Source organism: Massilia cavernae, from assembly GCF_003590855.1.
Classification (GTDB): domain Bacteria; phylum Pseudomonadota; class Gammaproteobacteria; order Burkholderiales; family Burkholderiaceae_D; genus Telluria_A; species Telluria_A cavernae.
On record NZ_QYUP01000111.1, the window covers coordinates 41,849 to 54,228 of the forward strand.

At 64.1% G+C, this 12,380-nt stretch carries 12 protein-coding genes and 1 pseudogene; 8 read left to right on the forward strand and 5 right to left on the reverse strand.

Annotated elements, in window-relative coordinates; genetic code table 11:
* Window position 1: 1 nt before the first annotated feature.
* The 4 genes from D3872_RS11705 to D3872_RS11720 are packed head-to-tail and all read right to left on the reverse strand — an operon-like array spanning window position 2 to window position 3,472.
* Window positions 2-580: a DUF924 family protein gene (locus D3872_RS11705; protein ID WP_119810931.1), complete on the reverse strand. Its 579-nt coding sequence runs from the start codon at window positions 578-580 to the stop codon at window positions 2-4.
* Between the two features lie 24 nt (window positions 581-604).
* Window positions 605-1,357, reverse strand: a complete 753-nt coding sequence (locus D3872_RS11710) for an MgtC/SapB family protein (protein WP_119810932.1) — start codon at window positions 1,355-1,357, stop codon at window positions 605-607.
* A gap of 25 nt (window positions 1,358-1,382) precedes the next feature.
* Window positions 1,383-1,652 carry a hypothetical protein gene (locus D3872_RS11715; RefSeq protein WP_119810933.1) on the reverse strand — a complete coding sequence of 90 codons (270 nt, stop codon included), beginning with the start codon at window positions 1,650-1,652 and terminating at the stop codon, window positions 1,383-1,385.
* Window positions 1,652-3,472: an aminopeptidase P family protein gene (locus D3872_RS11720; RefSeq protein WP_119810934.1), complete on the reverse strand. Its 1,821-nt coding sequence runs from the start codon at window positions 3,470-3,472 to the stop codon at window positions 1,652-1,654. The genes D3872_RS11715 and D3872_RS11720 overlap by 1 nt, the downstream gene beginning before the upstream one ends.
* A gap of 197 nt (window positions 3,473-3,669) precedes the next feature.
* Here D3872_RS11720 and D3872_RS11725 point away from each other — a divergent pair, with 197 nt between their 5' ends.
* Window positions 3,670-4,185, forward strand: coding sequence for a hypothetical protein (locus D3872_RS11725; protein ID WP_119810935.1), 516 nt, complete (start codon window positions 3,670-3,672; stop codon window positions 4,183-4,185).
* Here the strand turns inward: D3872_RS11725 and D3872_RS11730 are convergent.
* The gene (locus D3872_RS11730) at window positions 4,182-4,868 is read right to left on the reverse strand and encodes a Crp/Fnr family transcriptional regulator (RefSeq protein WP_119810936.1); all 687 of its coding nucleotides are present in this window, start codon (window positions 4,866-4,868) and stop codon (window positions 4,182-4,184) included. The genes D3872_RS11725 and D3872_RS11730 overlap by 4 nt on opposite strands.
* A gap of 118 nt (window positions 4,869-4,986) precedes the next feature.
* Here D3872_RS11730 and D3872_RS11735 point away from each other — a divergent pair, with 118 nt between their 5' ends.
* From D3872_RS11735 to D3872_RS11765, 7 genes and pseudogenes are all read left to right on the forward strand, one after another.
* Entirely contained in the window at window positions 4,987-6,969 is a 1,983-nt protein-coding gene (locus D3872_RS11735) for an AMP-dependent synthetase/ligase (protein WP_119810937.1), read from the forward strand.
* A 14-nt stretch (window positions 6,970-6,983) separates the two neighbouring features.
* On the forward strand, window positions 6,984-7,799 hold the full coding sequence (locus D3872_RS11740; RefSeq protein ID WP_119810985.1) for an ABC transporter ATP-binding protein: 816 nt from the start codon (window positions 6,984-6,986) through the stop codon (window positions 7,797-7,799).
* Window positions 7,799-8,700 (forward strand): annotated as a pseudogene (locus tag D3872_RS11745) (branched-chain amino acid ABC transporter permease). Before D3872_RS11740 ends, D3872_RS11745 begins: the two are co-directional and overlap by 1 nt.
* Window position 8,701: 1 nt before the next feature.
* The gene (locus tag D3872_RS11750) at window positions 8,702-9,760 is read left to right on the forward strand and encodes a branched-chain amino acid ABC transporter permease (RefSeq protein ID WP_119810938.1); all 1,059 of its coding nucleotides are present in this window, start codon (window positions 8,702-8,704) and stop codon (window positions 9,758-9,760) included.
* A 64-nt stretch (window positions 9,761-9,824) separates the two neighbouring features.
* Window positions 9,825-11,126 carry an ABC transporter substrate-binding protein gene (locus tag D3872_RS11755; protein ID WP_119810939.1) on the forward strand — a complete coding sequence of 434 codons (1,302 nt, stop codon included), beginning with the start codon at window positions 9,825-9,827 and terminating at the stop codon, window positions 11,124-11,126.
* A 52-nt stretch (window positions 11,127-11,178) separates the two neighbouring features.
* The gene (locus D3872_RS11760) at window positions 11,179-12,000 is read left to right on the forward strand and encodes an ABC transporter ATP-binding protein (protein ID WP_119810940.1); all 822 of its coding nucleotides are present in this window, start codon (window positions 11,179-11,181) and stop codon (window positions 11,998-12,000) included.
* A gap of 24 nt (window positions 12,001-12,024) precedes the next feature.
* A complete protein-coding gene (locus tag D3872_RS11765; RefSeq protein ID WP_119810941.1) occupies window positions 12,025-12,378 on the forward strand; it encodes an MmcQ/YjbR family DNA-binding protein in 354 nt (117 codons plus the stop codon).
* Window positions 12,379-12,380: the final 2 nt, after the last annotated feature.

A 12,380-nucleotide genomic window follows, 5' to 3' on the forward strand; every position in this document is an offset into this window, starting at 1 on the left:
GTCAGAACCCGGAGCCGGGCTGTTCGAGGTAGGCGGTTTCGTCGAGCGTCGAGGCGCGGCCGAGGATCGCGTTGCGGTGCGGGAAGCGGCCGAAACGCGCGATCACGCCGCGGTGGCGGTGCGCGTAGTCGAGCATGTCGTTGAATCCTTCGTGCTGCATCGTCAGCCCGGTGAACAGGCGCACCGCTGTTTCCTGCATGGCCGCGTCCTCGGCATGCTCGAACGGCATGTAGGCGAAGGCGCGCTGCAGCGGCATGAGCGCGCGGTCGCCGCCGCTTTCCACCAGCTGGCTCGCGGCCGCCAGCGCCAGCGTATCGCCGGCAAACGATTCGGGCTTGCCGCGCGCGCTGTTGCGGGTGAACTGGTCGAGCACCAGGATGCGCGCCAGCGTGCCTTGCGGCCCCTGCGCATCCCATTCGCGCAGCCCGCCGGCCACCGCCAGCGCGATGGTGGCGCCGAAGCGCTGCGCGATCGCGGCGTCGAAGGCTTCGTCCTTGCGGAACCATTCGGCGCGAAACTTTCCATATCCTTCGTGCGAAGGCGGCAGGAACCAGAAATCGAGTACGTCTTGCGGGGTCACGTTTTTCCTTTATTCAGGTGCGGCTCAGTTGCGGGCGTGCGCCAGCTTGAAGCTGGCGATGCTTTCGTGCGTCGCCAGTTCCTGCGCCAGCTCGGACAGCGGCGCGCCGCTGTGCTTCGACAGCGCCAGCGCGACGAAGCGCCATTCCTGGGCGCCGCCTTCGCTGCCGATGGTCAGCGAACCGCCAGCGATGGTGTAGCCGCGCTCCAGCGCCATGCGGCGCAGTCCTTCCTCGTGCGGCAGGAAGCCGTCCTTGAAGCGCAGGGTGATCGCTACCGCATGGCGCGACGGCAGGATCGATTCGAGTTTCGACAGGTAGACCATGATGCCCGCTGCCAGCACGGCCAGCCCGATCGCGGCCAGGTACATGCCCAGCCCGACCATGATGCCGATCGCCGACGAGGCCCAGATCGAGGCGGCCGTGGTCAGCCCGCTGATGCTGAAGCCCTCGCGCATGATCACGCCCGCGCCCAGGAAGCCGATGCCGGTGACGATACCCTGGATCACGCGGGTCGGGTCGACGGCGCTGTACATGGCCGCATGCTGGCCGGCGAACCAGGCGTCGGGATGCCCGGCTACCGCCATCATCGCGGCCGACGCCATGCACACCAGCCCGTAGGTGCGCATGCCGGCAGCACGCCCGTGGTAGCTGCGCTCGTAACCGACCACCAGGCCGAGCGCCAGCGCGCCTGCCATGTTCAGCAGGATCAATATGTTGGCCGCCACTTCCGGCTGCGACCAGTACGAAGCAAACAATTCGGGCCAGGATAACGGCATATGCTTCTTTCGTCGAAGGCCTTGCTTATTCGGGTTTGTTTTTCTTTACCAGCTGTTTTTCGAATTCGACGTCGTTCTTGCTGACGCGGCGCACTTCCTGCGGCCCCAGCTTGTTGACGAACTTGACGAAGTCGTCGAGTTCAAGCGGTGCGCACAACGGCGGCTCGCCCGGCCGCTCGCTGAGGCAGAACAGGCCGTCACCGGTGCGGACCATCGAATAGCCGGCATGGCCGGTGCGGTTCTTCAGCCGCTCGACGGCCGTGCTGGCGCGGGTGGATCGTGCGCTTCCTGCCATCAGATTGCCTCCGTTCGGGTGTGTAGCCATGCCGCCGCTTCGCCTTCCACATGGGGCGCAAGGCGTGCGCGCACGGTTGCGTGGTAGTCGTTGATCCACTGGCGCTCATCAAGGCGCAGGATCGACAGGTCCAAGCAGCGCGTGTCGATCGGACACAGGGTCAGCGTTTCGAAGCGCAGGAATTCGCCGAATTCGCTCACCTCGCCCTCCACGTTCAGCACCAGGTTCTCGATACGGATGCCCCACTTGCCAGGCCGGTAGATGCCCGGCTCGATGGAGGTGATCATGCCGGCTTCCATCGCGGTGTGCGGTTCCGGCGCGGCACTCGGCGAAATCGACTGTGGCCCTTCGTGCACGTTGAGGAAGTAGCCGACGCCATGGCCGGTGCCGTGGCCGTAGTCGGCGCCCGCGGCCCACAGCGGGGCACGCGCGATCGCGTCGAGCATCGGCGAGCGCGCGTCGCGCGGGTACTGCGCGCACGACAGTGCGATCAGGCCCTTGAGCACCAGGGTGAAGTCGCGCCGGTGCTTTCCGTCGATGGCGCCTACCGCCACCACGCGGGTAATGTCGGTGGTACCCCCCAGGTACTGGCCGCCGGAGTCGATCAGCAGCAGTCCGTCGCCTTCGATGACGGCATGCGCATTATCCGTCGCGCGGTAATGCATGATCGCGCCGTTGGCGTTGAAGCCCGCGATCGTGCCGAAGCTGGGGCCGACGAAGCCGGGACGGCGCGCGCGCGCCGCGGTGATGCGGCGGTCGATTTCAAGCTCGGTCAGCGGCTCGCGCTGCGGGTCGGCCAGGGTGGCTTCCAGCCAGGCGAAGAATTCGCACAGCGCGGCGCCGTCCTGCTCCATCGTTGCGCGCACGTGCGCGGCCTCGGCGCCGGTCTTGCGCGACTTGGCGAAGGTGGTCGGGTTGACCGCTTCCACCACGCGGGCGCCGCTGCCGACCGAGGTACGCATGCCCGCCGTGATCCGGCGCGGGTCGACCAGCAGCGTCGTGTCGGTGCCCAGCACGGCCAGCGCGTCGGCGGCATCCGCATATGGCGCGAGTTCGACGCCGTCGGCCGCAAGGCGGGCGCGCAGCTCGAAAGGAATCTTGCCCTCGCCGACGAACAGCGTTGCCGCCTGCGGCGTTACCAGCGCATGGGCCAGGAACACTGGGTTGAAGGTGACGTCGGCGCCGCGCAGGTTGAACAGGTAAGCGATGTCGTCCAGCGTGGAGATGAAGTGCGCGTTGGCGCCCGCGGACGCCATGGCGGCGCGGGTCGCGGCCAGCTTGTCGGCGCGCGTGGTCGCCGCGTACGGCGCCGCATGCTCGAACACCGCGTCATCCGGCAGGCCGGGACGGTCGCTCCACACTTCGTCGAGCAGGTCGACGTCAAGGCGCAGCACGATATCGCGCACGGAAAGCGCATCCGACAGCAGGCGCGCGGTGGACAGGCCCAGCACGCGGGCGTCCACGGCCACGGTTTGCCCGGGTGCCATGTTCGCTGCCAGCCAGTCGATGTGCAGCAGGCTGGCGCCAGACGGAATCTTCATCAGGTCGATGGCGCTGCCGGCCAGTTCAGTCTCGGCCTGGGTCCAGTAGCGGCCGTCGGTCCACACGCCGGCAAAGGTATCGGTAGCGATGAAGGTGCCGACCGAGCCGGTGAAGCCGGACAGCCACTCGCGGCCCTTCCAGTGATCCGGCAGGTATTCGGACAGATGCGGATCGGCCGAAGGCACGACGAAGGCATCAATCTTGTGGCGGCGCATGGCCGCGCGCAGCGCCTCGAGGCGTGCTGCGCGTGGGTCCTGCGCGGAAGTGGTCGGCGTCATATTTCAGCAATCGAATTCGTTGTTCCTATGATACCTCCTGCACCCGCGTGGCGTGCAAGCTGTTTCCTTGTCGGAAAAATCTGCATGCAAGAAGATTCAAGCGGAACCGAGGACTGGTTCTACTTTCCCCAGTACCTGTTCCGCACGCAGGCAAGGCCGGCGACAATCGGGCCACTCGATTATTCAAGAGGTCGCACATGCGCATCAAGTCACCTGTCTTTAGCTGGGTTTTATTCGCTTGCGTGGCGCTCGCCACATGTCCTGCCTGGGCGGGCAAAGCGGAACATTCAATCGCAGGCGTTTATGCGTTCGAGGGCGTCGGCAAGTACGGGCCTGGCGATTTTTCCAGTCCCCTGGTCGATTTCCGGCAAATCAAGCCATCGAGCGAAATCGAGATCGCCGATACAGGTTCAAGCTCAGTGCGGTTGCGCTTTGTACGCACCGACGGTGCACCTGTGGAAACGGTCATCGACCTGGGACAGGCAAGATTTGTCCGTCACGACGGGGCGATAGAATTTGAAGTTGAGATAGCCCCTGTCGGCGCGCGTATCTTGCCTGGAAAAACCATCCTGACGAAAAAGCTGGTCTTCAAGAGGGATGAGCAGGGCAATCTACGGATACACCGCACTATCGCCGAGAAAGGATTCATCTTGTTCCTCATACCGTTCTCTGAGAAACATGAATCCACCCTGACACTTCCACGCGCCGGCTAAGCCTCGAACTGGCGCAGCCCTTCCACGTCGAGCACGCGGATGCCGCCGTAGTCGAGCCGCAGCAGGCCTTCCTTCTCCAGCAGCTGCAAGGCCTGGTTGGCGCGCTGGCGCGAGGCGCCGGACAGGTAGCCGATCTCCTCCTGCGAAATCTGGACCGTCTTGTCGACGCCGGGATAGAGGTGGTTGTTGAACATGGCGGCCAGGCAACGCGCCACCCGCGTGTCGACGTTGAGCATGCGGTCGGTTTCCACCAGGCCGATGAACTGTCCGAGCCGCTCATTGAGCTGCATCAACAAAAAGCGGGTAAACGGCAAACTTGTTTCGAGCAGCCACTCGAACGTAGCGCGCGGCATCTGGGCTACGCGGCTGTCGCGCAGCGCGATCACGTCGTACTTGCGGTGGTCGTCCTTCAGCAGCGAGCCCTCGCCGAACCAGGCGCCGGTGGGCACGCCGGTAAACGTCACGCTCTTGCCCGCCGCCGAAAAATTATTCATCTTGACCAGGCCTTCGATGATGCCGGTCCAGCTTTCCACCGGCTCGCCCTTGCGGAATACGAAGCCGCCCTTCGGCACGAACTGCTCGAAAGTATCGGCCTCCACGCGCGCCATCTGCGCTGCGCTCAGGCAACGCGACCAGATGGTTGCTCGCAGGTGTTCTTTCAGTGTCTGTACTTGATTTGTCATTGTGCGTCGCAGCATCGAAAGTCCGCCAATTGTCATCCAAATGACAACACGGGAATCGTTCGCAGGCTAATATCATCACACAAAAATAACATCACGCCTGCAAATACCTTTGCATGGCATGAATGTATCGACAAAGGGGACAGCGGTGCAACCATCCGAAGGATCGCAACTGCAGACTTTTCCGCGCCATATGCTGGCTCACGGCCAGATGCGCGGCACACGCCCGGCCTACCGCGAGAAGTACCTGGGCATCTGGCAGACCTGGAACTGGGCGCAGGTGAACGACGAAGTGCGCGCACTGGCCTGCGGGCTTGCCGCCATCGGCTTCAAGCGTGGCATGAACCTCGCCATCATCGGCGACAACCGCCCCCGCCTTTACTGGTCGATGCTGGCGGCCCAGTGCCTGGGCGGCGTGCCGGTCCCGCTGTACCAGGACGCGCCGGCGGCGGACATGGCCTACGTGCTGAACGACGCCGAGATCGCCTACGCCGTGGTCGAGGACCAGGAACAGGTCGACAAGCTGATGGAACTGCGCGCCCTGTGCCCGCAGGTGACCAGCATCGTGTTCGAGGACGAGCGCGGCATGCGCCACTACGCGCAGGAAGGGCTGATGTCGATCGCCCGGCTGCAGCAGCTTGGACGCGAGTACGACAAGGCCCATCCCGGCTTTTTCGAGGCCGCGGTCGAAGCGGGGCGCGGCGCCGACACCGCCATCATCCTGTACACCTCCGGCACCACCGGCAAGCCGAAGGGCGTGGTGCAGTCGCACGCCTCGCTGATCGCGGCAGGCACCGGCGCGGTCGGCTTCGACCGGCTGACCGACCATGAGGACGTGCTGTCCTACTTGCCGATGGCATGGGTGGGCGACTGCCTGTTCTCGATGGCGCAGGCTTTGGTGGCCGGTTTCACCGTCAACTGCCCAGAGTCGGGCGACACCGTGCTGACCGACCTGCGCGAAATCGGCCCGACCTTCTACTTCGCGCCGCCTCGCGTGTTCGAGAACATGCTGACCACGGTGATGATCCGCATGGAAGACGCCGGCGCCATCAAGCGCCGCATGTTCGCCTACTTCATGGACGTGGCCAAACGCAGCGGCTCCGATATCCTGGACGGCAAGCCGGTACCGGCCCTCGAGCGCCTCAAGTACGCCATCGGCAAGCTGCTGGTGTATGGCCCGCTGAAGAACGTGCTTGGCATGTCGCGCATCCGCGTCGCCTACACCGCGGGCGCGGCGATCGGGCCTGACCTGTTCCGCTTCTACCGCTCGATCGGCGTCAACCTCAAGCAGCTGTATGGCTCCACCGAAACCTGCGCCTATGTGTGCCTGCAGCCGGACCGGAACATCAAGTTCGACAGCGTGGGCCTGCCCGCGCCCGGCGTCGAAGTAAAACTTGCCGACAACGGCGAGGTGCTGGTCAAGTCGCCCGCCACCATGGACGGCTACTTCAAGCGTCCCGACGCCACCGCCGAAGTGATCGACGCCAACGGCTACTTCCACACCGGCGACGCCGGCATCTTCGACGCCGAGGGCCACCTGAAGATCATCGACCGCGCGGCCGACGTGGGCAAGATGAACGGCGGCGCCATCTTCGCGCCCAACTACATCGAGAACAAGCTGAAGTTCTTCCCGTTCATTAAGGAGGCGGTCGCCTTCGGCAATGCGCGCGACCAGGTCTGCGCCTTCATTAACATCGACATGGAAGCCGTCGGCAACTGGGCGGAAAGGCGCAACATCGCCTACTCCGGCTATACCGACCTGGCCGCGCATCCGCAAACCTATGAGCTGATCCGCGACTGCGTGGAAAAGGTCAATGCCGACCTGGCCGGCGAGGCGCTGATGTCCGACACCCAGGTCCACCGCTTCCTGGTGCTGCACAAGGAGCTCGACCCGGACGACGACGAACTGACCCGCACCCGCAAGGTGCGCCGCAAGTTCATCGCCGAGAAGTATGCGGTGCTGATCGATGCTCTCTACGGCGGCAAGGCCAGCCAGTTCATCACCACCCAGGTCAAGTTCGAGGACGGCCGCACCGGCACCGTCAGCGCCGACCTGCGCATCTGCGAAGCCAAAACCTACCCATCGATGGAGGCGGCTGCGTGACGGCGCCGGATACCATGAACATGTCAGAACCAAGCGGCTCCCCAGGATCGGCGCGCACCATCGGCCCGGTCATCCTCGACCTCAAGAACATTTCGCTGTCCTTCGGCGGCGTCAAGGCGCTGACCGACATTTCCTTCGACGTGCGCCAGCACGAGATCCGCGCGATCATCGGGCCGAACGGCGCCGGCAAGAGCTCGATGCTCAACGTGATCAACGGCGTGTACCGCCCGCAACAGGGCGAGATCGTGCTGCGCGGCGTGCCGCGCCGGAACATGGACTGCTACGCGGCGGCCAAGGCCGGCGTCGCGCGCACCTTCCAGAACATCGCGCTGTTCAAGGGCATGACGGTACTGGACAACATCATGACCGGCCGTAACCTGAAGATGAAGTCCAACTTCCTGATGCAGGCGCTGTACCTCGGCCCGGCGCGGCGCGAGGAGATCGCGCACCGCGCGAAGGTGGAGCAGATCATCGACTTCCTCGAGATCCAGGCGATCCGCAAGACGCCGGTCGGGCGTTTGCCGTATGGCCTGCAAAAGCGCGTGGAGCTGGGACGCGCGCTGGCAGCCGAACCGGACATCCTGCTGCTGGACGAGCCGATGGCGGGCATGAACGTGGAGGAGAAGCAGGACATGTGCCGCTTCATCCTCGACGTGAACGACCAGTTCGGGACCACCATCGTGCTGATCGAGCATGACATGGGTGTGGTGATGGATATCTCGGACCGCGTGGTGGTGCTCGATTACGGCAAGAAGATCGGGGACGGCACGCCGGATGAGGTGCGCAGCAACCAGAACGTCATCAATGCATATCTTGGAGTGGCACACTAATGAGCTTCTTTATTGAAGTGCTTCTCTGGGCGGCGGCCTGCTCTCCGGCGTCATGTACGCGCTGGTGGCCATCGGCTTTGTCCTGATCTACAAGGCCTCCGGGGTCTTCAACTTCGCCCAGGGGGCGATGGTGTTCTTCGCCGCCCTCACCTGCGTCGGCATCATCGACAAGTTCGGCGTGTCGCTGTGGCTCGCCGTGCCGGGCACCATCGCCGTGATGATCCTGCTCGGCATCGCCATCGAGCGCGTGGTGCTGCGCCCGCTGGTCAACCAGCCGGAGATTACCCTGTTCATGGCCACCATCGGCCTCGCCTTCTTCATCGAAGGCCTGGCGCAGCTGGTCTGGGGTTCGCAGGTGCGCAAGCTCGACCTGCCGATCGAGGACATCCCCAACGCCTGGCTGATGGACAACTACAACATCCTGGTATCCAACTTCGACATGACGGCCGCCGCCATCTGCGGCGTGCTGGTCACCGTGCTCGCGCTGCTGTTCTCGAAAACCAAGGTCGGCCGCGCCCTCCGCGCCGTCGCCGACGACCACCAGGCCGCGCTGGCGGTGGGCATCCCGCTGCAGCGCATCTGGGCCATCCTGTGGGGCGTGGCGGGGCTGGTGGCGCTGGTCGCGGGCATGCTCTGGGGCGCCCGCAACGGCGTGCAGTTCGCCCTCACCTTCATCGCGCTGAAGGCCCTGCCGGTGCTGATCCTGGGCGGCTTCACCTCGGTGCCGGGCGCCATTGTCGGCGGCCTGATCATCGGCGCCTCCGAAAAGCTGGCCGAAGTCTACCTCGGCCCGTACGTCGGCGGCGGCATCGAAGGCTGGTTCCCTTACGTGCTCGCACTGCTGTTCCTGCTGGTTCGCCCCGAAGGGCTGTTCGGCGAAAAAATCATCCGGAGGATTTGAGATGTTCTACCGTGAAGCCGGCCAGTTCAAGACCAGCTACCAGTCCGATGGACAGGTGTTCCCGATCCGCCAGGACCGCATCGCCCTGCTCGCGCTGCTGGCCGTGGCGCTGGTCGCCGTACCCATGTTCGCCACGCCCTACCTGCTGTCGGCGATCCTGATTCCCTTCCTGATCTTTTCCCTGGCCGCGCTCGGGCTGAATATCCTGACCGGCTATGCCGGCCAGCTGTCGCTCGGCACCGCAGCCTTCATGGCGGTCGGCGCGTTCGCGTCGTGGAACATCATCACGCGCCTGCCCGGCATCCCGATGCTGCTGGCCTTCGTGCTGGGCGGATTGTGCGCGGCCATGGTGGGCATCGCGTTCGGCCTGCCGTCGCTGCGCATCCGCGGCTTCTACCTGGCGGCATCGACGCTGGCCACCCAGTTCTTCGTGGTCTGGTGCCTGACCAAGATCCCCTACCTGACCAACTACAGCACGTCGGGCGTGATCACCGCGCAGAAGATCGAGATTTTCGGCTACGCCTTCGATACTCCGGCCAGCAAGTACATGCTGGTGCTGGCCATCGTCGCGCTGATGGCGCTGATGGCCAAGAACATGGTGCGCTCGAACGTGGGCCGCTCCTGGATGGCGGTGCGCGACATGGACGTGGCGGCGGAAGTCATCGGCTTCCGGCCGATGCGCACCAAGCTGCTGGCGTTCGCGGTCAGTTCCTTCTACTGCGGCGTGGCGGGCGCGCTGTACGCCTACGCCTATCTCGGCACGGTCGAACCGGAGGCCTACAACCTCGACCTGTCGTTCCGCATCCTGTTCATGATTATCATCGGCGGCGTCGGCTCGATCCTGGGTTCCTTCCTGGGCGCGGGCTTCATCGTGCTGCTGCCGGTATTCCTGAACATCCTGGCGCACGGCCTGTCCCTGCCGACGTCGGTGGCATCGAACCTGGAGTTGATGGTGTTTGGCGCGTTGATCATTTTCTTCCTGATCGTGGAGCCGCATGGCCTCGCGCGCTTGTGGCAAGTAGGTAAAGAAAAATTGCGCCTGTGGCCCTTCCCGCATTAACCGGGCCGCAAGGACGCAATCAGTCAATCGGCAGCATTCTTGGAAAACTGAGGAGACGATAACAATGAAACTGACTACGAAGCTCATGCTGTGCGCGGCCCTATCCGGCGCAGTTACCCAGGTCCTGGCGGCCGACCAGTTCGTCGCGCTGCCTTCCTACCGCGTGGGCCCCTACGCGGCCGGCGGCTCCGGCTTCTATGGCGGTGCGATCGATTACTTCAACCTGGTCAACGCCAGCGGCGGCGTCAACGGCGTGAAGATCAAATGGGAAGAGTGCGAAACCGAATACAACCCGTCGCGCGGCGTCGAATGCTACGAGCGCCTCAAGACCAAGGAAGGCGGCGCGACCCTGGTCGAGCCGCTGTCGACCGGTATCGCCTATGGCATCCTCGACCGCGTCGCCCAGGACAAGATCCCGATGACGACCCTCGGCTACGGCCGCTCCGACGCCGCCAACGGCAAGGTGTTCCCGTACATCTTCCCCCTGATTACCAGCTACTGGAACCAGGCTGCGGCGATGATCAAGTACCTGGCCGACAAGGAAGGCGGCTACGCCAAACTGAAGGGCAAGAAGATCGTCCACCTGTACCACGACTCGGCCTTCGGCAAGGAGCCGCTGCCGGTGCTGGAAGCGCAGGCCAAGCAGTACGGCTTCGAGCTGATCAAGATCGCGGTGGCGCCTCCGGGCAGCGAGCAGCAGTCGCAGTGGCTGCAGATCCGCCAGGCCAGGCCTGACCACGTGATCCTGTGGGGCTGGGGCGTGATGAACTCGGTCGCGATCAAGACCGCCCAGCGCAACGGCTTCCCGCGCGAAAAGATCCTTGGCGTGTGGTGGGCGGGTTCGGAGGAAGACACCATCCCTTCGGGCGACGCGGCCAAGGGCTACACCACGATGACCTTCAACACCCCGGGTAACTACCCTGTCATCGACGAGATCCGCAAGAAGGTCTACGCCGCCGGCAACGGCAACCTGGCCGACCAGAAGCGCATTGGCTCCGTGTACCACATGCGCGGCATGACGTTAGGCATCCTGTGGGTCGAAGCGATCCGCAAGGCCCAGGAAAAATACGGCAAGGGCAAGGTCATGACCGGCGAGCAGGTGCGCTGGGGCCTGGAGAACCTGAACATCGACGCGGCCCGCCAGAAGCAGCTGGGCGCCTTCGGCATGTTCCCGACCGTGAAGACCAGCTGCGACGACCACGAAGGTTCGGGCGCGGTGAAGGTCCAGCAGTGGGACGGCGCCAAGTGGAAGGCCATCACGCCTAACTGGGTGGTCGGCGACAAGGCGCTGACCCGCAAACTGGTGGAAGAATCCTCGACGGTCTACGCCAAAGAGAAAAACATCACCCCTGCCTGCATGCAGTAAGCAGCACGGCTCCCCGCCATACGGCGGGGAGCGTTTCCTGGACAATGCGAACATGACGAACGATACAGCCAGCCAGCCCTACCTGTCGGTGAATAACATCGAGGTCATCTACGACCACGTCATCCTGGTGCTAAAGGGCGTATCGCTGCAGGTCCCGCAAGGGAAAATCGTGGCCCTGCTGGGCGCCAACGGCGCCGGCAAGTCGACCACGCTGAAAACGATTTCGACCTTGCTGCGCGGCGAACGCGGCGACGTCACCAAGGGCGAAGTGCGCTTCAAGGGCGAACGGATCGACCAGCTGACGCCCAACGAACTGGTCAAGCGCGGCCTCTCGCAGGTGATGGAAGGCCGCCACTGCTTCGGCCACCTGACCATCGAAGAGAACCTGCTGACCGGCGCCTACACCCGCAGCATTTCGCGCGCGGAGCTGAAGGATTCGCTCGACGCGGTCTACCAGTACTTCCCGCGCCTGAAGGAACGGCGCAGCAGCCAGGCCGGCTACACCTCCGGCGGCGAACAGCAGATGTGCGCCATCGGCCGCGCGTTGATGGCCAAGCCGTCGATGATCCTGCTGGACGAACCGTCGATGGGCATCGCGCCGCAGATCGTCGAAGAAATATTCGACATCGTGAAGGACCTGAACCGCAAGGAGAACGTGTCCTTCCTGCTCGCCGAACAGAACACCATGGTCGCGCTGCGCTACGCCGACTTTGGCTACATCCTCGAAAACGGGCGTGTGGTGATGGAAGGCGAAGCCAGCGAGCTGGCCAACAACGAGGACGTCAAGGAGTTCTACCTTGGCGTGTCCGGCGCGGGGCGCAAGAGCTTCCGCGACATGAAATTCTACCGCCGCCGCAAACGCTGGCTGGCCTGACACCGCAACACGAAAGAAGAGAACATGGATTTTGAAAGTGCCAAGGCCTTGTGCCTTGCCTTCCCCGGAGCGACCACCGACATCAAGTGGGGCGCCGACCTGGTGTTTTCGGTTGGCGAGAAGATGTTCGCCGTGACCGGCGACGAGGTACCGGCCAAGGGCATGAGCTTCAAGGTGGACGACGACCGCTTCCTGGAACTGACCGACCGCCCTGGCATCATCCCGGCGCCCTATATGGCGCGCAACAAATGGATCTATGTGGAAGAGGCGAACGCGCTTTCCGACGACGAAGCGCATGCCCTGCTGCGCCGCTCCTACGAACTGGTGTTCGCCAAACTGACAAAGAAGCTGCAGCGCGAAATCGGCGAAGCGGCGTGAAC

Coding starts and splice junctions, on each gene's coding strand:
- D3872_RS11710 (WP_119810932.1), bottom strand. CDS start 1,357: ATGCCGTTATCCTGGCCCGAATTGTTTGCTTCGTACTGGTCGCAGCCG.
- D3872_RS11740 (WP_119810985.1), top strand. CDS start 6,984: ATGAACATGTCAGAACCAAGCGGCTCCCCAGGATCGGCGCGCACCATC.
- D3872_RS11725 (WP_119810935.1), top strand. CDS start 3,670: ATGCGCATCAAGTCACCTGTCTTTAGCTGGGTTTTATTCGCTTGCGTG.
- D3872_RS11730 (WP_119810936.1), bottom strand. CDS start 4,868: ATGACAAATCAAGTACAGACACTGAAAGAACACCTGCGAGCAACCATC.
- D3872_RS11720 (WP_119810934.1), bottom strand. CDS start 3,472: ATGACGCCGACCACTTCCGCGCAGGACCCACGCGCAGCACGCCTCGAG.
- D3872_RS11735 (WP_119810937.1), top strand. CDS start 4,987: ATGAATGTATCGACAAAGGGGACAGCGGTGCAACCATCCGAAGGATCG.
- D3872_RS11765 (WP_119810941.1), top strand. CDS start 12,025: ATGGATTTTGAAAGTGCCAAGGCCTTGTGCCTTGCCTTCCCCGGAGCG.
- D3872_RS11755 (WP_119810939.1), top strand. CDS start 9,825: ATGAAACTGACTACGAAGCTCATGCTGTGCGCGGCCCTATCCGGCGCA.
- D3872_RS11750 (WP_119810938.1), top strand. CDS start 8,702: ATGTTCTACCGTGAAGCCGGCCAGTTCAAGACCAGCTACCAGTCCGAT.
- D3872_RS11715 (WP_119810933.1), bottom strand. CDS start 1,652: ATGGCAGGAAGCGCACGATCCACCCGCGCCAGCACGGCCGTCGAGCGG.
- D3872_RS11760 (WP_119810940.1), top strand. CDS start 11,179: ATGACGAACGATACAGCCAGCCAGCCCTACCTGTCGGTGAATAACATC.